Annotated in this window: 12 protein-coding genes; 6 read left to right on the forward strand and 6 right to left on the reverse strand. The window is 74.0% G+C overall.

What is annotated here, in order from left to right; all coding sequences use genetic code 11:
* Positions 1-95: 95 nt before the first annotated feature.
* Positions 96-230: a hypothetical protein gene (locus tag JXZ78_RS40410; protein WP_275128228.1), complete on the forward strand. Its 135-nt coding sequence runs from the start codon at positions 96-98 to the stop codon at positions 228-230.
* On the forward strand, positions 227-2,194 hold the full coding sequence (locus JXZ78_RS26755) for an ABC transporter ATP-binding protein (protein WP_030022699.1): 1,968 nt from the start codon (positions 227-229) through the stop codon (positions 2,192-2,194). Before JXZ78_RS40410 ends, JXZ78_RS26755 begins: the two co-directional genes overlap by 4 nt.
* A gap of 126 nt (positions 2,195-2,320) precedes the next feature.
* On the opposite strand, the gene JXZ78_RS26760 is transcribed toward JXZ78_RS26755, so the two are convergent.
* Entirely contained in the window at positions 2,321-3,616 is a 1,296-nt protein-coding gene (locus JXZ78_RS26760; RefSeq protein ID WP_157851684.1) for a hypothetical protein, read from the reverse strand.
* A 356-nt stretch (positions 3,617-3,972) separates the two neighbouring features.
* Here JXZ78_RS26760 and JXZ78_RS26765 point away from each other — a divergent pair, with 356 nt between their 5' ends.
* On the forward strand, positions 3,973-4,851 hold the full coding sequence (locus tag JXZ78_RS26765) for an SCO4651 family lipoprotein (protein WP_033038986.1): 879 nt from the start codon (positions 3,973-3,975) through the stop codon (positions 4,849-4,851).
* A 157-nt stretch (positions 4,852-5,008) separates the two neighbouring features.
* Here JXZ78_RS26765 and JXZ78_RS26770 read toward each other — a convergent pair whose 3' ends face one another.
* Positions 5,009-8,302, reverse strand: a complete 3,294-nt coding sequence (locus tag JXZ78_RS26770) for an ATP-binding protein (protein WP_050502806.1) — start codon at positions 8,300-8,302, stop codon at positions 5,009-5,011.
* A gap of 216 nt (positions 8,303-8,518) precedes the next feature.
* On the opposite strand from JXZ78_RS26770, the gene JXZ78_RS26775 reads away from it, so the two are divergent.
* The 3 genes from JXZ78_RS26775 to JXZ78_RS26785 are packed head-to-tail and all read left to right on the forward strand — an operon-like array spanning position 8,519 to position 16,925.
* Positions 8,519-11,383: an AAA family ATPase gene (locus tag JXZ78_RS26775; RefSeq protein WP_030022704.1), complete on the forward strand. Its 2,865-nt coding sequence runs from the start codon at positions 8,519-8,521 to the stop codon at positions 11,381-11,383.
* Positions 11,380-14,049: a helix-turn-helix transcriptional regulator gene (locus JXZ78_RS26780; protein WP_030022705.1), complete on the forward strand. Its 2,670-nt coding sequence runs from the start codon at positions 11,380-11,382 to the stop codon at positions 14,047-14,049. The genes JXZ78_RS26775 and JXZ78_RS26780 overlap by 4 nt, the downstream gene beginning before the upstream one ends.
* A gap of 5 nt (positions 14,050-14,054) precedes the next feature.
* Positions 14,055-16,925, forward strand: coding sequence for a helix-turn-helix transcriptional regulator (locus JXZ78_RS26785; protein ID WP_050502807.1), 2,871 nt, complete (start codon positions 14,055-14,057; stop codon positions 16,923-16,925).
* Here the strand turns inward: JXZ78_RS26785 and JXZ78_RS26790 are convergent.
* The 4 genes from JXZ78_RS26790 to JXZ78_RS26805 form a co-directional block, all read right to left on the reverse strand.
* Positions 16,885-17,622 carry an AfsR/SARP family transcriptional regulator gene (locus JXZ78_RS26790; protein ID WP_078624525.1) on the reverse strand — a complete coding sequence of 246 codons (738 nt, stop codon included), beginning with the start codon at positions 17,620-17,622 and terminating at the stop codon, positions 16,885-16,887. The two genes, JXZ78_RS26785 and JXZ78_RS26790, sit on opposite strands and share 41 nt — an antisense overlap.
* A 273-nt stretch (positions 17,623-17,895) precedes the next feature.
* Complete coding sequence (locus tag JXZ78_RS26795; RefSeq protein WP_050502808.1) at positions 17,896-18,405, reverse strand: allene oxide cyclase barrel-like domain-containing protein; 510 nt, start codon at positions 18,403-18,405, stop codon at positions 17,896-17,898.
* Between the two features lie 83 nt (positions 18,406-18,488).
* Positions 18,489-20,063, reverse strand: coding sequence for an FAD-dependent monooxygenase (locus tag JXZ78_RS26800; protein WP_030022709.1), 1,575 nt, complete (start codon positions 20,061-20,063; stop codon positions 18,489-18,491).
* 3 nt (positions 20,064-20,066) lie between these two features.
* Positions 20,067-23,339, reverse strand: a complete 3,273-nt coding sequence (locus JXZ78_RS26805; protein ID WP_275128229.1) for a type I polyketide synthase — start codon at positions 23,337-23,339, stop codon at positions 20,067-20,069.
* Between the last annotated feature and the right edge of the window lie 21 nt (positions 23,340-23,360).

The following is a 23,360-nucleotide window of genomic DNA, read 5'->3' on the forward strand; positions in this document are numbered from 1 at the left end:
GCCGCGGGGTTCGACCGGATCAGGCGCCGGGCGTGCCGGGGCGGGCCGGACGGGGCATAGCACGAGGCACGACGACACAAGCCGGAGGAGAAGCCATGAGGGACACCGTGACGGTGACGACCGGATCAGCCGGAGCCCCGGCCCGCCCCGCGCAGGCCCGCCCGCGCACCCGTACCGCCCGCGTCCCCCGCAGCCGTACCGCGCATGCCGCGTGGCCGGAGACGCGGTGAAGAGGCGCGGCGTCCGGCCCCGGACCCGGCTGCCCGTCTCCGAGAGCGAGCGGGTGCTGTTCGGCGGCGCCCTGCGCTACGACCTGTCGTTCACGCGGCACGAGATGCCGATCCTGCGGATGGGACTGTGGTCGATGGCCCGCCAGTTCCCCGCCATGATGCGCGCCGTCGCCAAGGCGGCCTGGCGCGAGGACCGCGTCGCGCTGACGCTGCTGCTCGGCGCGGAGGCCGGCCAAGGCGTCCTGCGGGCCTTCACCCTGGTGGCCACCAATCAGGCGCTCGTGGCACTGTTCGCGGCCGGGCCCACGCCCGAGCGGCTGCGCCAGGCGCTGCCCGCCCTGGTGGCCGTGGCTGTCGTCGCGGTGCTCTCGGCCCTTCTGTCGGCGGTGTCCACGGCGGCGTCCGGCCAACTGGAGCCCAAGATCGAGCGCGTGTGCACGGCCCGCTTCTACCACGGCGTGATCCGCGTCGAACTCGCCGCCCTGGAGGACCAGCAGGTCCACCGCACGCTCGACGCCGGCCGGTTCGGCACCGACTCCATCCGGATGATGCTCGGGTCCTCGATCCTGGTCCTCAACGCGCTGATCGGCCTGCTCGCCGCGGCCGGTGTGCTGCTCATGCTGCACCCGCTGCTCGTCCTGATGCTGTTCCTGGTGGCCGCCCCCAAGGGGTGGGGCGCCGTGCTCTCGGCCCGCCGCCAGTACGAGTCCCGGCACACCTGGATCGAGCACCGTCGCGCCATCTCCGTCATCACCCAGAAGCTCACCGACCAGGCGTGCGCCGCGGAGATCCGGGTGCACGGTGCCGGGCGGCTGCTGGTGGACGCGTACGCGGACATGTCCAGGACGGTGGAGCGCGAGCAGCAGCGGCTGGCCCGCGCCGAGGCCGGCACCCAGACCGTCGCCTCGGCGGCCTCGGGCCTGGCGTCCCTGGGCGCCTACGGCGCGCTGTGGCTGCTGCTGACCGGCGGCGGTATGCCGCTGGCCGTGGCCGGGACCGCCGTGATCGCCGTACGGACGTCCAGCGCCGGCCTGATGTCCCTGGTCATGCAGTTCAACCGCCTCTACGAGGAAGCCATGTACCTCAAGGACTGGGAGGACGCGTGCAGCACCGCGAAGCGGCACGCCATTCCCGCCGGGGGAGTCCCGCTGACCGGGCCGCTGGAGGAGGTCCGCCTGGAGAACGTGTCGTTCACCTATCCCGGCGCCACCTCACCCGCCCTGGACAAGGTGGACCTGACGATTCCCCGCGGCACGGTCGTGGCGCTGGTCGGGGAGAACGGTTCGGGCAAGTCGACCCTGGCCAAACTGGTGGCCGGCCTGTACCTGCCCAGCGACGGGCGCCTGCTGTGGAACGGCACCGACACCCGCGACGCCGACCGAGCGGCCGTCTTCGGCCAGGTGGCGCTGCTGGCCCAGGATTTCCCGCACTGGCCGATGACCGCCCGCGCCAACATCCACATAGGGCGCAGCGAACAGCGGCTGGAACAGTGGCGCGTCGAGCGGGCGGCCGACGAAGCGGACGCGACCGACGTCGTCACCTCCCTGCCGCACGGCTGGGACAGCCTGGTCGTCAAGGGCTTCGAGCGCGGCACCCAGCTCTCCGGCGGGCAGTGGCAGCGCGTCGGCGCCGCTCGCGCGCACTACCGTGAAGCCCCGCTGCTGGTCGTGGACGAGCCGACGTCCGCGCTCGACCCCCGGGCCGAGGTCGAGGCGTTCCAGGCCCTGCGGGCCCTCACCGACGACGGCACCACCGTCCTGCTGATCACCCACCGGCTCGCCGCCACCGCGACCGCCGACCTCATCTACGTCCTCGACGAGGGCCGCCTCATCGAGCAGGGCACCCACGCCCAGTTGATGGCTCTCGACGGCGGTCACTACCGCTCCCTTTACGAGATTCAGGCCGCCCAGTACGCGAGCACCGTCCCCGATGCCGGGAGCCGCGCCGCGGGGAAGGGCCGATGACCGCTCGCGGGCGGGGCGGGGGAGCAGGCGGGCGCGGCCTGCCCGGTGCGCGAGGCACGCGAGCGCGGGGCCCCGGACCATGCGCCCGGGGCCCCGCGGTATTCGTGCCTGTCGAGGCGGCGGCCGTTATTCGGCCAGAGACTTGGCGAACAGGCCGTAGAGCTTCTTGTACGCCTCGTCCTGCGTCGGAATGAGCACCAGGACGCGCAGGGTCAGATGGCCCTTGGCCGGGACGATGTGGACGCCCTCGGGAGGCGAGCCGAGGACGACGTTTCCGTCGGAGCCGTCACTGATGACCATTCCCCAGAAACTCGCCTCGAATTCCGGGGCCAGAACCGAGCCGTCCGGGAGCTGGCCGAAGCCGACATGCCAGTGCTTCACATCGGTGTCACCGGCGTACATGGTGACGTCGTAGGAGTAGATGTACTTGTGGGTCTGCCAGTCCTGCCAGGAGGAGTTGAAGGTGCTTTCCACCGTGAGGTTTTTGTTGGCCGCCGTGAAATTCACGGTCTCCGGCGCGGATTCCTGGCTGCCGCGTACGGCCTTCGCCGTCACGCTGTGCTTCCCGGCCGACCAGCCGCCCTCGCGGGCGAAGCTCCACAGGTTGCTGGTCACCTTGGCGGTGCCGAGCTGGGCGGCGCCCTCGGCGAGCGTCACCGTGTCGGCGTTGAAGGCGACACCGTCGATGCTGGCGCCGCTGTCCACCTCGGCGCCGTCCTGGGGGGACCGGATGTCCACGACGGGCGTCGGCAGGACGACGTAGAACCGCAGCGGCGCCTTGCCGGACAGGACGTCGTCGCGCACCGCGATGGCGGAGAGGTCGTGCTGGCCGAGCGGCCAGTCGGTGTCCGGGGTGTACTCCCACGTGCTGTCTTTGACCGGGCAGGTGCCCAGCAGCGTCACCCCTTGGTAGAGCAGCACCTGCTGGACGTCGGGGGCCGCGTTGCCCTGGACCGCCTGCCGGCGCTCCTGGGTCTGCGCGCTGGGCTTCGGCGCGGTGAACACCGGGAGCGGTACGGGTTTGTTGAAGGCGAGGGCGGACTGGGCCTGGTCGTTCCAGGTGCTGGTGGGGCTCCCGGAGAGGGGGATCCGCGTCAGGTCGGCGACCGAGGAGTCGGCGGGTACGGGTAACTGCGAGCCGCCCTGGTTGGTGCGGGTGAAAAGGATGTTGTCCCGGCCGGTGTTGTTGACGACGCTGCTCACGCCGTCGTCGCTCTGGTCGAACCCGTAATCGCTGAAGTTGTTCGCCGTGCCGTTCGCCGGAATGACGAGGATTTTGGTGCGGGACCCTCCCACGTTGTAGTTGACGTCGGCAAACAAGGAGAAGGCGTTCTTGGGGGCGGCGTCCTGCCCCCGGCCGGTGATGACGTACGGTTCGTCGGCGGACTGGCCATTACCGTTGACGGTCACTTGCGTCCCCATCCCGTTGCTGTGGCAGTAAGGGAAAGGCTGCCCGCGGCATGTGGCGCCGTCAATTGCGGAAGGCGTGTTCGACCATGTTCAGGCCATATGCGGGGCTGGCTCGATTCCGAAGGGTGGAGGCTGGGAAAGAACGATTCTTTCGCCGCTGTCGACTTATTTGGTACGACAGGGGGCGCGAAAGGGGGCACGGCAAGGGCGCGCGACAGGAGGGCGCGGCAGGAGACGGCGGCCGGTGACCGGCACCCCGCCGTCCGCAAGACGCCGTGATTCATCCGTGCGCCACGGGGCACCCGCAACGACACCGTCGGCCTGTACGGGATGGCGACCAGGAGGTCTCAGTGAGAACCGTGCGAACTGTGAGCAACCGTCCGCGTCTCTTAGCGGTGGCGGCGACCGGGACACTGTCCCTGGCCTTCGTCACCGGCTGCGGCGGAGGGAACGACAAGGCATCGGGCAAGGACCCCGGTAAGCAGGACGGGGCGTCGGCCTCTCAGAGCGCCGCGGCGGACGGCCCGCAGGCGGTACGGGCCGCGCACCAGAAGACCACCGCCGCCAAGACCGCCAAAATGACGCTGCTCACGCGGGCGCAGAGCGGCGGCAACAACGCGGAGGTCCGCGGGTCCGGGGTCGTGGACCTCGGCAACGGCAGCAGCGACATGGTGCTGCGGACCGGCAACCAGCAGATCCGTCAGCGCACGGTGGACGGTGCCCTCTACCAGCAGCCGCCCGCCGCCCAGCGGCAGCAGCTGCCGCAGGGCAAGTCGTGGCTGAAGGTGGATCTGAAGAAGCTGATGCAGCAGAACGGCGGCAGCTCGCAGTACGAGGACCCGACGTCCTCCTTCAACTACACCAAGGGCATCAGCGACAAGGACGTCACGAAGGTCGGCACCGAGACCGTCGACGGTACGGCCACGACGCACTACAAGGTGTCCGTCGACGTGGCGGAGCTGGCCAAGGGCAACGCCCAGCAGGCGAAGCAGCTCAGGACGCAGCTCGGCGACCGGCTGCCGCTCGACATCTGGCTGGACGCGCAGGGCCGGCTCCGCCAGGAGAAGGTCGAGGTCAAGCCGCAGAGCGGCAAGCAGGGCAGCAGCGGCGCGCGGACCAGCGTCAGTACCACGCTGAAGTTCAGCGACTTCGGTACGGACGTGAACGTGACCGCGCCCCCGGCGAAGGACACGGTCGACATCACGGACAAGGCGGCGAAGCAGGGGCAGCAGGCGGCGAAGTCCTGACGCCGCGCCGACGTTCTCCGAAGGCGCCGGTGGGTGGACCGGCGCCTTCGGCAGGTCCGGAGGTCCGGAGGCGGGCGCTCCGGCGGGCTGCCGGACGGGTCTGCCGGCCGTGACCGCGGACGCGCCTGCCCGTCAGGACCACCGGAAGAGCCCACGCTCAGTGCAGCAACTCGTGAAGCAGACGGGTGGTGGGCAGCGCCATGCTCAAGTACGCCTGCTCCTGATGGCTCTCGACGGCGGACAGCAGCGACCGGAAGGTGGCCGCGGCCTCTTGCGGCCGCCCCGCGTGGTGCTGTGCCTGGCCGAGCAGCCCCAGGTGGAGGGCCTGGCGCAAATGCGTTCTGGAGCCGTCCAGTTCGGTGAGGCAGGAGTGCATCCGGGACAGGCCGTCGTCCGCCTGCCCCAGGTGGCTCAGCGCCCAGCCGTCCAGCAGGCCGAGCATCGCCTCCCAGTACCGCAGGCCGTGTTCCCCCGCCAGGCGGGCGCCTTCGGAGCCGGAGCGGTGGGCGGTCCGCGCGTCCCCCTCCCAGGCGGCCACCACCGCGTCCACGTACAGGGCGAACGACCGGTCGGAGGGCCGGCTGCCGTTCGCGGTGAGGCTCAGCAGCTCCCGGCGGCGTCGCCCGGCGGCGCGGTGGTCGCCCAGCAGCCAGTGGGTGAAGGCGTCGTAGGAGCGGCAGGAGACCCGCGGGTCGTGCTGGAAGGTGCGGGCCAGCGCGTGGTCCTCCCGTGCGAAGCGGTCCGCCAGTCCGACGGCCCGTTCCAGTTCGGTGAGCGCTTCCGGCAGCAGGCCGCGTACGTGCAGCACGATGCCCTCCCCGTACGCGGCGCCCAGCAGCGCCACCGGCTCCCCGCGCTGCTCCGCGATCTCCCGCAGCAGGCCGGAGAACTCACGGGACTCCTCGTAGCGCCCGGTGACCAGGTAGGCGGCGCACAGGGCCCAGAGCACCGAGGGGTCCTCGGGGGTCCGGGTGACCGCCCTGAGGGCCCGGCCGTGCGCGAGTGCCCGCTCCGCTTCGGGGTGGCCGTAGCCGCGGGTGGTGGCCAGCGCCTGGCCGAGCTGGATGTGCAGCTGCTGTTCCAGCCGTACGGTCGCCGGCCGGTCCGGAGGCAGGAAACCGTTCAGGTGGATCGCCCGGCGCAGCCAGGTCTCCCGCTGTTCGTAGGCCAGGTGCTGTTCGGCGTGTTCGGCGGCGCGCATCAGGCGCGGAAGCATCCGTCCGGCGGGCAGGATGCTCCTGGCCTGCCAGGTGTGGTGGGCGACGCGCTCGGTCTCCTGCCCAGTGATCCGGCCGTGGCCGCGGGCGGCCAGCACCTCGGCCACCCTGGCGTGCAGCCGCTGGCGGGCTTCGCTTCCCAGGTCGTCGACGAGTGTCTCCCGTACCAGGGCGTGCGCGAAGTGGAGCTGTCCGGGATGGCGGGGGTCCTCGTCGAGCAGCCCGGCGTCCATCGCCGACTCCAGTGCCGAGCCGACCGGTTCGTCCGCGTCCGCCACACGGTGCAGCAGATCCGTGTCGACCTCGGAGCCGATGACGGCGCACAGCCGCAGGACCGCCAGCACCGGCTCGGGCAGCGCGGCGAACCGCTGGTGCAGCACCTCCCGTACACCGGTCGGGACGCGCGCCAGCAGGACTTCCACCGCATCGGGCCGGTGCAGCCGCCGGGCGTCCCCCAGCAGGGACAGCAACTGCGCCACGAAGTACGGGTTGCCCCCGCTGCGCCGGTGCAGCACCTCGACGACCTCGGCGGGGACCTCCCGGCCGGCCTGGGCCCGGACCAGGGAGGCGACGGACTCACGGGAGAGACCGTCCAGGCGTACGGTCCCGGACCAGGGCCCGCGCAGGATCTCGGCGAGCGTGCGGCGCAGTGTGGCGTCGGACTCCACCTCGAACTCGCGGCCCGTCAGCACGATGCTCAGCGGGTGCCCCTGCCCGCGGGTGCTCAGCAGCCTGAGCAGGTCCAGGGACGCGGAGTCGGCCCAGTGCAGGTCTTCCAGGAGGAGCACCAGCGGGCGCTGCCCGGCGAGGGTGAGCAGGATCTCGCAGACGGCGTCGTGGACGAGGAAGCGGGCGTGCTCCCAGTCGGAAGGGAAGCCCGGCCGCTCGCCCAGCGTGCCGGTCCGTTCTGGCAGCAGCGGGCCCAGCAGGGCGCCGAAGGGCCGTGCCGCCTCGTCGAAGGCCGCGGAGCGGGTGGCGGACAACCGTCGCAGGACCTGGGTCCACAGCCAGTACGGCGGCATGCCCTCGCCGGGGAAGCAGTGCCCCCACACCCCTTCCGGCGCGGTGCCGTCCCCGCCTGCGGGGGTGTCCTCCAGCCACGGTGCGAGTTCCAGCAGCAGCCGTGTCTTGCCCATGCCGGCCGGGCCGAACACACCTGTCACCTGGCCGTGGCCGTCCCGCGCCGCCAGCGCCGCGGTGGTCAGTCTGCGCAGCTCCCGGTGCCGTCCGGTGAACGGCAACGCGCCGGCCGGGCATCCGGCGTCGTGGCCCTCGTCCGCCGCCGGCCCTTCGGCGGGCGGTGCCGGGGCCTCGCGCCCGTCCGCCGCCGGTCCGCCGTCCGGCCGCGCCTGGGACTCGGGCAAGGCCGGTGCGGCATCGCCCGCGGTGGCCGGAGGCGGCTCGGCATCCCGTACGGGACGGGGTGGCCCGGCCGGGCCGTCGTCGCCCGGCTCCTGCCGTACGATCGCGGCCCTCGTACGGCGGAGTTCGGCCGCGGTGTCCACGCCGAACTCCGAGACCAGGTGGCCGCGGGTGCGCTCGTACACCTCCAGGGCCTCGGCCCGCCGCCCCAGCCGGTGCAGGGCGTGCATCAGATGGCCGACCAGGCGCTCCCGGGCGGGATGGGCGCGGGCCTCCGGCTCCAGGTCCGCCGCCACCTCCGCCGGGCGGCCCAGGGTCAGCCGGGTCTGGGCATGGGCCTCCACGGCGGTCAGCCGGATCTGTTCGAGCCGGTGCTGCTCGTCGCGTAGCGGCGGGTAGGCGTCGAACTCCGCGTACGGCGAGCCCCGCCACAGCCCGAGCGCCGCGGCGAGCCGCTGGTCAGCGCCGCGCGGATCCCGCTGCTCCAGCCGTCGGCGCCCGGCCGCCACCAGCCGCTCGAAGCGGTGGACGTCGGTCTGCTCCGGCTCCAGTTCCAGGACGTACCCGGACGCGCGGTGCAGCAGGACCGGGGGACCGGCCGCGTCGGCCACGGGGCGCAGCGCACGCCGCAGGTGGGACACATGGCTCTGCAGCGCGGCGACGGGCCGGGCCGGCGGTTCCCGCGGCCACAACTCCTCCACCAGCAGATCCTGTGGCACCACCCGGCCCAGGCGTACGAGCAGCAGGGACAGCAGCGCCCGCCGGAGCGGCGGGCCGAGCGTCAGGGTGCGTCCGCCATGACGGGCCGACACCGGGCCCAGAACCCTCAGCAGAGGCTCGTCCGGGGCGGTGGCCGCCGGGTGTGAGGGCATGTCCGGTCCCAATCCGGCACGTACGAGAAATGCGTGTGGCCGGAGGGTGCCGTGCCGCGCACCACCGGCCGAAGTGGATCTTTCCATGGAAAAAGGCGGGCTCCAACCCGGCTTCCGGTCCCTTACGGGCAGACGGCAAGGATCCGGCAAGCGGTTGGCAAGGGGGGCGGCGCACCATGCGCGAACCCAAGATCATCTGATCGACCGGAGGACCGAATGCGACCGAGGAGCCCCTCGGCCGGCGGCCGGCCGGCAGGCCGTCATGCCGAACTGGCCGCCCTGGTCCAGGCCGCCGAGGAGGCCCGCACCGGAACGGCCCGCCGCGTGGTGGTGCGCGGCGCGGCCGGCACCGGCAAGACCAGCCTGCTGCGGGCCCTCCGTCGCGACCCCCGGCTGCGCGGCGCCACCGTGCTGGACACGGTCTGTGAGGAACGGCACAGCCAGGAAGAACACGGCGCGCTGCGACGCCTGCTCCCGGACGCGGAGCGCCTGCCGTCCGGCGGCAGCGGCACCTGGCAGGCGGTGGCCGACGCGATCGGGCGGGGCCCGGGAGTGCTCGTCGTCGACGACGCGCAGTGGTGCGACGAACGGTCGTTACGCCGGCTGGAACGCCTCCCGCGAGAGGCGGAGGGCCTGCCCCTGCTGATCGTCCTGGCCTGGGGCGCGCACGGCACCGGCTCCGCCAGGGCCGCGCTCGGTACGCTCGTCCGCCAGCCCGGAACCCGCCTGGTCACCCTGGAAGCGCTGCGCGAGGCCGCCGTGGGCGAGGTCGTGGGACGCACCTTCGGCACACCGCCCGACCCCGCCTTCGTCCGGCGCTGCGCCGCCCTCACCGGCGGCAACCCCCTGCTCCTGCGCCACCTGCTGGTGCGCCTTCGCCGCCGCGGGACGCCGCCGGCCGGCGACGCCGTCGGCCATGCCGACGAGGGCTGGCACGAGGCGCGTACCGCCGTGGTCCGCGCCCACCTCGGACGGCTGCCCGAGGAGCGGCGCCGGGTGCTGCGCGCGGCCGCCGTCCTCGGCTGGACCGGCACCCCGCCGCCCGCCGCTGCCGCCGACGGCCACCCGGCCACGCCCGAACGCGTCGGAGCGCTCGCCGGGGTGTCCGCCTGGCAGGCGTCCGAGATCCTCGGCGGCTACGGTGACGTCCCGCCGATCGGCGAACCGGAGAGCCTGCGCGCCATCGTGCTGGCGACCACACCGCCCGAGGAACTGACGGACCTGCGCACCCGCGCCGCCCGGCTGCTCAACGACGAAGGCTGCCCGGCGCACGACGTCGCCGCGCACCTGCTGTTCCTGCCCCGGCTCACGGAGGCGTGGATGCTCGGCGTGCTGCGGGACGCCGCCGAGCAGGCCCGGTGGTCCGGTGCCCCCGCGGAGGCCGTCCCCTGCCTGCGCCTGCTGCTGGCGCACGAGCGGGAGGAGCACGGCCGGGTGCGTACTGGACTGGAGCTGGCCGCGGCGCTGGTGACCACCGACCCGTCGGCCGCGCTGGACGTCCTGGAACGCCTGCTGCACGAGACCGCCGACGCCCGGCTGCATGCCCTGGCCGCCGTGCAGTTCGGTACGACCGCGGTGGCCACCGGCAACCCCTCGGCGGCCTTCGACGTCCTCTCCCACGCCCGGCGGACGCTGGGGGAGGCGTCCGCATCGGACACCGGCCCGGCCGACCGCGAGCTGGGCCGGAGGGCCGAGGCCGCTCTCCTGTTCGCCGCCCTGCACGACAGACCGGCCTCCGAGGCGCTGGGCACACGGGTACGGGACGCGGCCGCCCGGGCGCCGGACGGCGCCGCCGGCCTGCTCCCCAGAGCTCTGCTGGGCGCCGTCGAAGGAACCTCCGCCCGTACCGTGGCCGACCTGGCGGACCGGGCCGTACGGGCCGGGGAGACCGAGGTGCCCGACTGGATGCGGGTCCAGGCGGCCCTGGTCTGCTACCTGGCCGACGAGCCCGGCATGACGCTGGAAATGCTCGGCCGGGCCCTGGCCGACAGCGCCGGGTGCGTGCCCCGCTGGGCGCTGCTGGCTGCCCGCTCGACCGTGCGCCACCGGCTGGGGGACATCCCTGCCGCGACCGCCGACGCGCGCGCCGCGCTGGAGGGCATGCGCCACCCCGGGCAGCGCACCTGCTCCGCCTCCCCGCTCGCCGCGTGGGCGAGGGTGCAGCTGGAACGGTTCGGGCCCGATGCCGCGAAGCCGGTGCTCGACCAGGTGACCGAACGTCACCTGCAGTACTCGGTTCTGGACGAGCCCTACTACCTGACCGTGCGGGCCCAGGAGCGGCTGCACCGCGGCGACCTGGAAGGCGCCCTGGCCCATGCCCGCGCCTGCGGACGGTGGCTGGACGACGCGGGCCTGACCAATCCCGCCTGGGGGCCCTGGCGCTCCCTGGCCGTCACGGCCCTGACAGGGCTCGGGCGCACCGGTGAGGCCGCCGAACTCGCCGACGCCGGCCTGGAACCCGCCCGGCGCTGGGGCACCCGCCACGCCGTCGGCCTGGCCCTCCTCACCGCCGGCATCGCGGCGACCGGCGACCGGCGCGTCGCCCTGCTGGAGCAGGCGGTCCACGAGCTGTCCCGGACGCAGGCGCGGCTGGACCGGGCCCGGGCCCACATGCTGCTGGGCAGCGCCCTGGCACGGCGCGGTGACGCCGAGGGGGCGTACCGGCGGCTGTGGGACGCGTACGAGACGGCGCGGCACTGCGGCTCGTCCGCCCTGACGGCCAAGACCCTCGGCGTCCTGGCCACCGCGGGCGGCGGCGCCCGCCGGACGGCCGGCGCCCTGGCCCGGCTGAGCCCGACGGAGTGGCAGGTGGCGGGGTCGGCGGCGCGGGGCGCCAGCAACCGTGAGATCGCGGAGACCCTGTTCCTCGGCCGGCGGACCGTGGAGATGCACCTCACCTCCGTCTACCGCAAACTCGGCCTGGCGGGGCGGGCGGGACTGCCCGGCGCGCTCGCGCTGCGCACCGTACGTCCGGGGCCGTCCACGGCACGGCCCGCGTCCCCGCCTGCGTCATCGCCCGCGTCGCCGTCATCGCCGTCCTCGCTGTCCGTGTACCGCTCCCCGTACCAGGCGACGACATGACGGGGACGGCGGAGCACCCCGGCACCCCGGACGTGCTGCTGGTCGAGCGGGACACGGAACTGCGCGCCGTCCGCGCGGCCGTCGACGGGCTGCTCGCGGGACGGCCCGCGGTGGTCATGGTCGAAGGACCTCCGGGCAGCGGCCGCAGCGCGGTGCTGCGGGACGCGGTCGCCAGGGCCCGTGCGGCGGGGTGCGCCGTGCCGGTCGCGCACGGCTCTCCGGCGGAGGCGGACCTGCCCCGGGGCGTCGTCTCCCAACTCCTCGTGCGGCTCGGCCCGGAAGCGGACCGCGAGGTCTCCACCACCCCGCTGCCCGGACTGTGCCAGCCGTTCCTCGCCGCCGCCCGTGAGCGGCCGCTGCTGCTGGCCGTCGACGACGTGCAGTGGTGCGACCCGCAGTCGCGGCAGTGGCTGGAATCGATGCTCCGGCGGGTCCGCCACGTCCCCATGGCGATCCTCGTCGCCGGGACGTCCGGGACCCTTCCCCTCACCGGCCCCGGGACGGCCGGCCGCGCCACGGGGGCCCGGGCCGGTGCCCCGGACACCACTCGGCTCCGCCTCCGTCCGCTGACCCGGGACGGTGTGGCCGCCGTGCTCGCCACCGCCTGCGGGGGCCCGGCCGAGGAAGAACTCGTCGACGCGGCAGCCGCAGCCTGCGAGGGCAGCCCCGCCGTACTGCACAGCGTGCTGGAAACGCTCCGGGCGGACGGACTCGCCCCGACAGCGGCCCGACTGCCGGGGCTCGCGGCCGAGTGCGTCCAGGCCCGTACCGCCCGGCAGGTGGACGGGCTCTCCGCCGAACTCACCGCCCTGCTCCGGGTGATCGCCGTGTGCGGGCCGCACCTCGGCCCGGCCGAACTGGGCGACCTGGCCGGGCTGCACACCCTGTCGGCAGGCCCGGCGTTGCGCCGGCTGGCCCGGTCCGGCCTGGTGCTGGACGGTGACCACCCCCGCGCCCCGAAGAGCGTCGCCGACTGCGTACTCGCCGGGATGACCCACCAGGAGCGGACCGCGCTGCACACCCGGGCCGCCGTATTCGGCCACCGCGCGGCCCTCCCCGAATCCACCCTCGCCGAACTGCTGCTCGGCGCCCCGCCGGACGGCGCCGACTGGGCGGTCGCCGCGCTGGCCGGGTCGGCCGCCCGCTGCCGCACCACGGACCCGGACCGTGCCGTCCGCTACCTGGAACGCGCCCTGGCCGAACCGCTCGACGTCCACGGCCGGTCGCACCTGCTCGTCGACCGGGGCGCGGCATCCGTCACCGGCACCCCCGACAGCGGCGACCACTCACTGTGGGGCGTGCTCAGCAGCCCCGACCACGGCGTACCGCACACGGCCCGGCTGCGCGCCGCCGACCTGCTCACGGCCTGGGGCAACGCGGCGACGGTGCGCCACGGAACCGCGCTGGCCTGGGCCCGCCCGGGCGCGGAGGACGCGGAGCGCGCCGCCTACCAGGCCCTGTACTGGCTGATCGAGGACGCCGCGCCCCGGGAGGAAGCGGTGGACATCCCGTTGGTGGCGCCCCTGCCCGAAGAGCCCCGCGGGCCTGCCCAGACGGGCGCGCTGGCGCTGCGTACCGCTCTGACCATGGCTCTCCCGCCGGGCAGGGTACGGGAGCTGGCGCGGACCGCGCTGTGCCACGTCCCCGGCCACCCGCGGCTGTTCACCGTGCGGCTCGCGTCCTGTTTCACTCTGGGCCTGGCCGACGCGTACGACGACGCCATGGCCCACTTGGACGACATCGTCGCCGAGGCCAGGACCGAGGGGATACGCACCGCCGTCGTCGCGGCGCTGAACATCCGCGCGGCCGTCGCTCTGCGCCGGGGATGGCTGGAGGAGACGGAGCGCGACCTCGCGGAGATCGCCTGGGCGACGCCGACGGGCTCCGCGCCGGTGAAGACCCGGCCGCTCGCCGTGGCCCTGCGCGTCATGCTGCACCTGGAGCGGAACGAGGTGGACGACGCCCGGCTGGCGGCCGCCGCCGACCTCCCCGCGCGGTCGGTCAACGGACTGTGGTGGCCGATGTTCCTCTACGCCAGGGGGCGGCTGGGGCTGCGGACCGGTGACCACCAGGCGGCGCTGGCCGACCTGTCGGAGTGCGGGCAGTCGCTGCTGTCCCGGGGGTGGCGCAACCCCGCCGTCGTGCCGTGGCGGGCCGCCGCCGCTGCCGCCCGGCTGGGCTGCGGAGACCGGCCCGGTGCCGAGCGACTGGCGGCGGCGGAGCACGCGGCCGCCGAAACCTGGGGGACCAGGAGCGCCCGGGGCAACGGGCTGCTCGCCCTGGCCCTGGCGGCCGGCGGCGACCGGGCCCGCGCGGCCAGGGCCGAGGCCGCCCGGCTGCTCGCCGAGGACCCTCCCCCCGAATGGTCCTCGACCCGCCGCGCACACCGCCTCCGGCAGCTCATCGGCTCGCCCGCCCCGGTCCTCCCGCAGGCCGACACCCCCGAACCCCGCGCCGACGACGGCTGCACCCCGGCCGGCGGGCGGCTGACCGCGGCCGAGTCGCGGATCGCCGGACTCGTCCGCGACGGTATGACCAACACAGCGATAGCGGAGCACCTCTCGGTGTCCCGCCGGATGGTGGAGATGCACCTGACCAGGACCTACCGCAAGCTCGGCGTCGGCGGCAGGGCCGCGCTCCGCCGCTCGCCCGCGGTGCGGGGCTGATCCGCGTGCTGCTGGAACGTGAAGCCGAACTGCGCGCGCTGACCGGCACGCCGGACGCGGCCACCGGGGCGGGCAGCCCCCTCACCGTCGTCGTCGGCGGCTTCGGCGCGGGCAAGAGCGAACTGCTCGACGAGGTGTCGGCACGGGCGGAGGACAGCGGGACACGCGTACTGCGGGCCGACGCCGCCTGGTCGGAACGGGACTTCCCCCTCGGCGTGGTCCACCAGCTCTTCGAGCCCGCACAGGCGGACGGCCGCCTCCTGTACGACCCCGCGTCGCCGGAGGAGGCGGTACCCCACCCCGTACTGCGGCGACTGCGCGCCCAGGTGGAGGACATCGCCGCGGACGCGCCGTTGCTGATCGCCGTGGACGATCTGCACTGGGCCGACGAGGCGTCGCTGCGCTGGCTCGCGTACGTCGCCAAGCGCCCCCTGGTGAGGCCCGTCACCGTCGTGGCCACCCTCGCCGACGGAGACCCCCGGGGCGCCACCCCGCTGGTGCGGGACGTCCTGGAGAGCAGTGCGACGGTGCTACGGCTGCGCCCGCTGTCCCGGCAGGCCGTACGAGCCATGGTGGAGCGGCAGTTCGGCGAACCGGCGGACGAGGCGTTCGCGGACGCCTGCCACCGTGCCGCCGGCGGCAACCCGATGCTCACCGTCCACCTCGGCGACGAGCTGCACCGAGCGGGCCTGCGGCCGTCCGCCGAACACGCCGGGACCGTCGCCCGGGTCTGCCCGCCCCCGCTCAGGGACCACCTCACCCTGCGTATCAGACAACTGCCGTCGCCCCTCACCGAGTTCGCCACAGCCCTCGCGGTACTGGCCGAACAGGCGGACCGGTCACTGGTGGGCACGCTGGCCGGACTGGACCCGGTGGGCTGCGCCGTCGCCGAACGGGCCCTGCGCGGGCTGGGCCTGCTCGCCCCGCACACAGACGGCCGCCCGCCGGCCTTCCTGCACCAGGTCGTCCTCGAAGCCGCGCGGGAGACCGTCGCCGCGGCGGACCTGCACCGGCTCATGGGCGACGCCGCGGTGCTGCTGCACCGTACGGGACACCCCGCCGAACAGGTCGCGGCCCGCCTGATGGCCGCGCACCCGGACACCTCCCGCGACGGGCGGTGGGCCGTCACCGTGCTGCGTGCCGCGGCGGAAGCCGCCCTCGACCGCGGCGCGCCGCAAGAGGCGGTGTGCTACCTGCGGCGGTCCCTGCGCGAGACGTCCACGGACGGCGAGGACCGGGCCGCCGTCCTGGTCGACCTGGCCGGCGTGGAACGCGTCTACGACCCCTGGATGGCCGCGCGCCACGCGTCGCAGGCGGTGCCCCTGCTGCCTTCGGCCAGACAGCGGGCCGTGGCGCTGACCCGCATCTCACCGCCCGTCTTCGACACCGCGCCACCGCAGACGGCCGACCTGCTGCGCACGGTCGAGGCCGCCCTGGTCCCCGGCGCCCCGGAGGAGGTGGAGCACCAGCTGTCCCTGCGGCTGCGGGCCCGCCTGCACTGCGCGGAGCCCACCACCCCGGAACGCCTGGCGGGGGCGGTGCGGCGGCTGCGGGACCTGGGGCCCGAACCGCGCCTGTCGACGGTCGCGGAACGCGAACTGGCGACCGTCATGCTGCACGACGCGATGGCGGCCGGACAGGTCACGCGCGCGGACACGCTGCGGCTCGCCCGCAGGATCCTGGCCCACGAGCCACCGGTACCCGAAGTCACGTACACCACGCTGCCGTTGCTGCTCCTCATCCTCCTGTCGGCGGACGCGCTGGAGGACCTGCCGGCCTGGACGCAGACCCTGCTGGACCGGGCCGTGGAACAGAACGCGCTGGTGCCCAGGGTGATGGCGGGCACCGGCCGGTCCCTGGTGCTGCTGTCTTCCGGGGACATGACGCGGGCCAGGGCACTCGCGCTGGAGACGCGGCAACTGGCCGTCGACTGCTGGCCGTCGAACACCGCGGCCACCATCGCGCTGTCCATGGTCGCCATCGAGACCATGGACGCCCGCCTGTGCGACCGTCTCGTCGACGAGGGCGCCGGCCCCGAGAGCCCGGACGTCACCGATGTCTACCGCGGTGTCAGCCACCGGATGCTGCGGGGCCAGCAGGCCTGGCTCCGACGCGACCCGGCGGCGGCCGCCGACCACTTCCTCGCCTGCGGCAGGCGCCTGGAACAGGCCGGATGGCACGACTCGGCCCTCTTCCCCTGGCGCTCCCTGGCAGCTCTCGCGCTGCACCGCCTCGGCGACCGGGCGGCCGCCGACGAACTGACCCGGGAAGCGTGCGACCGCACCCGGGCGTGGGGGGCCCCGGCGGCACTCGGCCGGGCGCTCAGGGTGCGGGGCACCCTGAGCGAAGGCGCGCCCGGCACCGTCCTGCTGACGGAGGCCGTGGAGGTGCTGCGCGCCTCGCACAACCGCCTGGAACTGGCCCGGGCCCTGCTGGAACTGGGCCGGCGGCGCGCCCGGGAAGGGGACCGGCGGGCCACCGCCCTGCTCCGCGAGGGCACGGTGCTCGCCGGAGAATGCGGTGTGCCGGACCTCGCCGCCCGCACCGGCAGCCCGCCCACCGCCTGGGCCGCGGTGCCCGCCGGGCCCACCGGCGGGCAGCTCACCGCCGCCCGGCTGGCCGCCCGCGGTTTGAGCAACCGCGAGATCGCGGCGGAACTCGGGGTGACCCAGCGGGCCGTGGAGAAGCACCTCACCGCCGTGTACCGGAAGCTGAACGTCTCCGGGCGGTCCTGTCTGGCCGAGGCGCTGCACCAGCTGGAGAAGGGCCGGCCGTCCGCCCCGGGAATGCCGCGCCTTTCGGTCCCGGCGGACATTCCGCCGGAGCCCGATACGGTTACGCGGCCGCCTTCGCGTGGAAATCCTCGTCCGCGGTGAGCACCGCATGGTGAACGCGCCGCGTCGCCAGGCACGGCTCCAGGCCGAGTTCCTTCTGGAGAATGTTCCGGGCGAGCTGATAGACCCGCAGCGCGTCGGCCCGGCGGTCGCAGCGGTGCAGCGCCATGATGAGCTGACGGTGGAACGCCTCGTGCAGAGGGTGCTGGGCGAAAAGGGTTTGCAGGCGGCTGACCGTGTCACGGTGGCGGCCCAGCGCGAGCTCGGATTCCAGCAGGGATTCCGTGCAGGACAGCCGCAGTTCGTCGAGCCAGTTCGCGAAACCGTTGACGATCGGACCGCCGCGCAGCCCCACCAGGGAGTCCTCGCCGACCAGGTCCAGGGCGCCGCGCAGCGCCTCCACTGCCTCGTGGTGCCGCCCGGCCTGCGACGCCTCCTGCCCCCGCGCGGCGAGGCCGGCGAAGACCTGGGCGTCCAGCTCACCCGGCTCGACGCGGATGAAGTAGCCGGGCGAGCGCGTGATCACCGGGCTTTCCGGCATTCCGCACGAGCGCAGAAATTTGCGGAGTTCGCAGATACGGACGTGTACGGTCGTGGTGGCCCGCAGCGGTGACCGGTCACCCCAGATTTCCGGTATGAGTTCGTCGATCGGCACCACACGGTTCGCTCTCGCCAGCAGCGCCGCGAGGATGACCTCCTTCTTGTGGGCCGAAAGGAAGGCCGGCTCGCCGTCGTGCATGACGTGAAGTTTTCCCAGAATCCTGTACCGCACGTGCTACTCCAAGTTTCTGGCCGGAGAATGCGGCGCCGTTTCGCGCCGTGCCCGGACCGACTGGTGAAAACGTAGCCAGCCGTGCTCAAGACGGTCAATGAACCGCGGCAAAGCATGCGGTACGGGTACGGACCGAACCACATGGTTCGGTACGGAGTACGGAGCCGGTGGTGTGCCACGTACGGGCGTGCCGTGTACGGGAGCGAGCGGGGGCGGCGGCGCACCGCCGCCCCCGGGAACTCAGCGGCTCACCGCACCGCACAACACAAGGTTTGCCCGGAAACGCTTCCGGAGAACCTCGCTGCGCAGCTCGCGTACCCCGACCTTGCCGAGGAACCGGCCGCCGGTCCCCACCGCGTGGAGCGCCTGCCACTCCCCGGCGAGGATGGCGTTCACATCGATCCAGCCGGCCGTCTGGATCTGCCCGTCGGGCAGGTCGATCTCCTCGCGGTAGAACGCCATCAGCCGGCCGTCGGCCTGCTTGAGGACCTTCCAGCTGTGCCCGAGCAGATGGCCCACCGAGGCGCCGTCGGCGTCGAAGAACTCGTCCGTGTGGGTGCTGCGGTCACCCGCGTGGAAGCCGGACTCCTCGACGGCCCGGTAGTCGAGGTCGACCGTCTCGCTCAGGCCGGTGAGGGTGAAGCAGTCGTCGGAGGGTTCCTCCGTCACGGTCGCGGGCTCGGTGTCCATGCTGGCCGCGCAGGCGGAGCACATCGATACGGCGGCGGTGAAGGGGTCGATCAGCGGCATGTCGGTTCCTCTCGGTACGGGAAAACGCGGGGTGGGGAATGCGGTTGGTTCAGGGGGTTCGGCAGGGGGTGCGGCGGGTCCGCTCACCGGGCGTCGGCGGCGGAGGCCGGGCCGAACCAGCGGTGCAGAGCGGCCTCCAGGGCCCGGAGGTCCACGGGGCGGTTGCGGGGCGCGGCCCAGGCGACATGGCCGTCCGGCCTGATCAGTACGGCGGCCAGGTCGTCCTCCGTACCGTGCGGCCCGTCCGTACCGCCCGTGGCGGCGACTGCGGTGACGGTGGCGGCGACCGTGTCCACCCGGGCCGCCCAGCCGTCCGCCGCGCCCTTCAGACCGGGATCGCCGCTCAGGTCCAGCAGGACGCCCCGGGCCCGCTCCAGCAGCCGCAGGGTGCTGGTCCCGCGCCCGTCCGGGGTGGTCAGCTCGCGGTGCGGCATCCGCATGCCCACCAGCGGGTGCGCGTCGCCCAGGTCGTACCGTACGTCGACCGCGCTCAGCTCCCCGGCGAGCCGCTCGTTGACCTCCGGCGCCTCCAGGGACTCGGCGAAGACCGTGCGCAGCGCGTCGATGTCGGGCCCCGGCGCCATCAGCGCGTTCTGGGCGCGGGTGTTGAGCAGGACGCGGGCGGCCACCGGGTGGCGCTCGCGCTCGTAGCTGTCCAGCAGGCCCGCGGGTGCCCGGCCGTGGACCTCGGCCGCGAGCTTCCAGCCCAGGTTCACGGCGTCCTGCACCCCGAGGTTGAGCCCCTGCCCGCCGAACGGCGGGTGCACATGGGCCGCGTCACCGGCCAGCAGCACCCGCCCGATGCGGTAACGCGCCGCCTGCCGGGTGGTGTTGCCGAACCGGCTCACCCAGTGCGGCGTCGCACCGGACAGGTCGATGCCGGCGACCGCGGCCGCCGCCTCGCACACCTCCGCGAAGCTCGGTGCCTCCGCGCGCCGCACCGGCGGCCGGGAGGAGTCGCCGATGATGAACCGCAGGACGTCCTCGCCCGAGGGCGACACGGCCACCGCCGAGACCGCCATCCAGCCCCGCCCGGTACGGACGAAGGGGAACGGGTGCAGTTTGAGGCCGGGCAGGTCGCGGCTGATGCCGGAGACGTCCGCCAGCAGCACGTCCGCGGTGGCGTCGGTGCCGGGGAAGTCCACGTCGGTGAGCGCCCTGACCGTACTGCGCCCCCCGTCGCAGCCCACGGCGTAGGCGGCCCGCAGCAGGTACGGGCCGTCCGGACCCGTCACCTCGATCTCGACGGCCTCCTCGTCCTGCCGCAGGCCGGTGACCGCATGGCCGTACCGGATCTCCGCGCCCAACGCGGCCGCCCGCTCGGCGAGCACCCGCTCGATGCGGGCCTGCGGCAGCAGCATGACCGCGTGCGGGCTGTCCAGCACGCCCAGGTCCACACCCACCGGCAGCAGCGCGAAGTGGCTGTACCGGCCCGTGCGGCTGCCGGTGAAGGACTCCAGGATGCCCCGCTGGTCCCAGATCTCGACCGTGCGCGCGTAGACGCCCGGCGCCCGCGATTCGCGGTCGTCGGTGCCGCCCGGCCGCTTCTCCAGTATCACCACGTCCACGTCGGCCAGCCGGAGTTCGGCGGCCAGCATCAGCCCGGTCGGGCCCGCCCCGCAGACCACCACCGTGCGCCGGGTGTTGTTCGAAGTCATCAGTCACTCCTGGTCGTTCCGCGCACCGAGTGCGGTGCGCAGGTATCGGGCGAGGGACACCGGCGTGGGGTGGTCGAAGACGACGACCGGCCGCAGCAGCAGCCCGGTGTCCTCGCACAGTCGGTTGCGCAGGTCCAGCGCGGTGAAGGAGGAGAACCCCAGATCCATGAACCGGGCGTCCGCCGCGACGGCCCCCGGCTCCGCGTGCCCCAGTACGGCGGCCGAGTGGGTACGGATGATCTCCAGCAGGGCCAGCTCCTGCTCCGCGACGGTGGAGCCGGCCAGGCTCTCGGCCAGCTGCCGCTGCTTGGCGGCGTCCGCCGTCCGGCCGGGCAGCTCCTCCTGTTCGGCGGCGGGTTCCGGAGCCGTACGGAGCCACCAGGCGGACAGGGCCGGCAGTACCTCGCTCAGCGCGGACCGGCGCTCCTCCTCCAGCCCGAGGAACTCCGCCAGCCCGGCCAGGTCCTGGCGGGCCACCGCGTCCCAGAACCCCGCCTGGGCGCCGTCCGGCCGCCGCGTACCGCGTGCGGCGGCCGAGGGCAGCCAGTAGTGGCGGCGCTGGAAGGCGTGCGGAGGCAGCTCGATGTGGCGGGCGCCCGGGAAGACGGCGTCCCAGTCGACCTCCGTGCCGTTCGCCCACGCCCGGGACACACCGTCCACCAGGCGCTCGGCCTCGGGCCGGTCCTTGAGCAGGACGGGGGCGAACACGTGCTGCCCGGCGGGCAGCGACAGCTGGGCGAGGGCGGTCAGCACGGCGTCCGGCCCCAGTTCGAGGTAGGTGGTCACACCGTCCTCGCTCAGCCGGCGCAGGCCGTCGTGGAAACGGACGGCCGCGCGGATGTGCCGGGTCCAGTAGTCGGGGGAGCACAGTTCCTCGGCCCCGGCCGGCCGGCCGGTGACGTTGGAGACCACCGGGATCGACGGCGGGTGGTAGGTGAGCGTCCCGGCGACCGCCCGGAACTCCTCCAGCATCGGTTCCATCAGCGGTGAGTGGAAGGCGTGGCTGACCCGCAGCGGCTTGATACGCCGTCCCAGCTCCCGGAAGTGACCGGCGACGCGCTCGGTGGCCTCCCGCTCACCGGACAGCACCAGTGCCCGGGGACCGTTCACGGCGGCGATGTCCACCGGTTCCGCCAGTCCCGCCAGGCGCTCGCGGACCTCGTCCTCCTCGGCCTCCACGGCGATCATGGCTCCGCCCGCGGGCAGCGTGTCCATCAGCCGCGCCCGGGCGGCCACCAGCGCCGCCGCGTCGGGCAGGTCGAGGACACCGGCCACGTGCGCGGCGGTCAGCTCCCCGACGGAGTGCCCGATGAGCCGGTCCGGGATGACGCCCCAGTGGGTGAGCAGCCGGTACAGCGCCGTCTCCAGGGCGAACAGCGCCGGCTGGGTGTAGCGGGTACGGTCCAGCAGCGCCGCCTCCGGGCTGTCCGGCGCGGCGAAGAGGAGGTCCCGCAGCGGACGGTCCAGATGGACGTCCAGATGGTCGCAGACCTCGCCCAGGGCCTTGGCGAAGACCGGGAACGCCTCGCTCAGCCCGGCTCCCATGCCCGGCCGCTGGCTGCCCTGGCCGGAGAAGAGGAACGCGGTCCCGCCCGCGCCCGCGGCGGTGCCCCGGACCACCGAGGAGCTTCCGCGGTCCCGCGCCAGCGCCTCCAGAGCGCCGGCCAGCTCCTTCCGGTCCCGCCCGATCACGGCCGCGCGGTGCGGGAAGTGGGTCCGGGTGGCCGCCAGGGACAGTCCGATGTCGGAGGCCGAGGCCTCGGGCCGGTCGAGCAGGTACCGGTGCAGACGGCGCGCCTGGGCCCGTACGGCCGTACGGCTGCGCCCCGAGACGATCCACGGCAGGGGTACGTCCTGCGGGGGCGGCCCGTCCGCCGTGCCGTCGGCGGGCGGTGCCTGTTCGAGGACGAGGTGGGCGTTGGTGCCGCTGATGCCGAAGGAGGAGACGGCGGCGCGGCGGGGCCGGTCCTCCTCGGCCGGCCAGGGGGTGGCGGCGCGGAGGAGGGAGAGCGCGCCCGCGTCCCAGTCGACGTGCGGGGTGGGCTCGCTGACGTGCAGTGTCTTGGGCAGCACGCCGTGGCGCATGGCCATGACCATCTTGATGACGCCGGCGACGCCCGCGGCGGCCTGCGTGTGTCCGACGTTGGACTTCAGTGAACCCAGGTGGAGCGGCCGGTCCCCGGGCCGCTCGTGCCCGTACGTGGCGAGGAGCGCCTGGGCTTCGATGGGGTCGCCGAGCGTGGTGCCGGTGCCATGTGCCTCGACCGCGTCCACATCTCCCGGCTGGAGGCGTGCGTTGGCGAGTGCCTGGCGGATGACGCGTTCCTGGGACGGCCCGTTGGGCGCGGTGAGCCCGTTGCTCACCCCGTCCTGGTTGACGGCGCTGCCGCGGATCACGGCCAGGATGCGGCGTCCGTTGCGCCGGGCGTCCGACAGCCGCTCCAGCAGCAACAGCCCCGCGCCCTCGGCCAGTCCGGTGCCGTCGGCGTCGGCGGAGAACGCCTTGCAGCGGCCGTCGGGGGAGAGCCCGCGCTGACGGCTGAACTCGATGAAGGTGCTGGGGGTGGCCATCACCGTCGTACCGCCGGCCAGGGCCATGGTGCACTCGCCGTTGCGCAGTGCCTGGGCCGCCAGGTGAATGGCCACCAGGGACGAGGAGCACGCCGTGTCCACCGTCACCGCCGGCCCTTCCAGCCCGAAGGTGAAGGAGACCCGGCCGGAAGCCACGCTGTTGGCGGTACCGGTCATGAGCTGGCCCTCGGACTCCTCCGGAGCCTCGTGCGGCGGCGGCCCGTAACGCTGGTCGACCACGCCCGCGAAGACGGCCGTACGGCTGCCGCGCAGGGTCGCCGGCACGATGCCCGCGCCCTCGAAGGACTCCCAGGCCAGCTCCAGCAGCAACCGTTGCTGCGGGTCCATCGCGGTGGCCTCGCGGGGACTGATGCCGAAGAAGTCGGCCCCGAAGTCACCCGCGTCGTGCAGGAAGCCACCGCCGGTGGCGTAGGTGGTGCCCTTGTGGTCCGGATCGGCGTGGTACAGGGCCTCCAGGTCCCAGCCCCGCTTGCCGGGGAAGGCGCTGATGGCGTCGGACTCCGACTCCAGCAGGCGCCAGAGCTCCTCCGGGGTGTCCACACCTCCCGGGAAACGGCAGCTCATGCCGGTGATCGCGATCGGTTCGGAGGCCGCCTCCCGCGTCTCCCGCAGGCGTTCCCGGGTCTCCTGGAGGTCGGCCGTCACCCGTTTCAGATAGGCGAGCAGCTTCTCTTCGTTGGTCATCGTGGTGTTCTCCTTGCCGGC

Source organism: Streptomyces monomycini, from assembly GCF_022271435.1.
GTDB classification, from domain to species: domain Bacteria; phylum Actinomycetota; class Actinomycetes; order Streptomycetales; family Streptomycetaceae; genus Streptomyces; species Streptomyces monomycini.

Excerpts from the sequence above, each read along its gene's own strand:
- JXZ78_RS26790 (WP_078624525.1), bottom strand. The coding sequence starts at position 17,622 with ATGCACGACGGCGAGCCGGCCTTCCTTTCGGCCCACAAGAAGGAGGTC.
- JXZ78_RS26780 (WP_030022705.1), top strand. The coding sequence starts at position 11,380 with ATGACGGGGACGGCGGAGCACCCCGGCACCCCGGACGTGCTGCTGGTC.
- JXZ78_RS26805 (WP_275128229.1), bottom strand. The coding sequence starts at position 23,339 with ATGACCAACGAAGAGAAGCTGCTCGCCTATCTGAAACGGGTGACGGCC.
- JXZ78_RS26770 (WP_050502806.1), bottom strand. The coding sequence starts at position 8,302 with ATGCCCTCACACCCGGCGGCCACCGCCCCGGACGAGCCTCTGCTGAGG.
- JXZ78_RS26795 (WP_050502808.1), bottom strand. The coding sequence starts at position 18,405 with ATGCCGCTGATCGACCCCTTCACCGCCGCCGTATCGATGTGCTCCGCC.
- JXZ78_RS40410 (WP_275128228.1), top strand. The coding sequence starts at position 96 with ATGAGGGACACCGTGACGGTGACGACCGGATCAGCCGGAGCCCCGGCC.
- JXZ78_RS26800 (WP_030022709.1), bottom strand. The coding sequence starts at position 20,063 with ATGACTTCGAACAACACCCGGCGCACGGTGGTGGTCTGCGGGGCGGGC.
- JXZ78_RS26760 (WP_157851684.1), bottom strand. The coding sequence starts at position 3,616 with ATGGGGACGCAAGTGACCGTCAACGGTAATGGCCAGTCCGCCGACGAA.
- JXZ78_RS26775 (WP_030022704.1), top strand. The coding sequence starts at position 8,519 with ATGCGACCGAGGAGCCCCTCGGCCGGCGGCCGGCCGGCAGGCCGTCAT.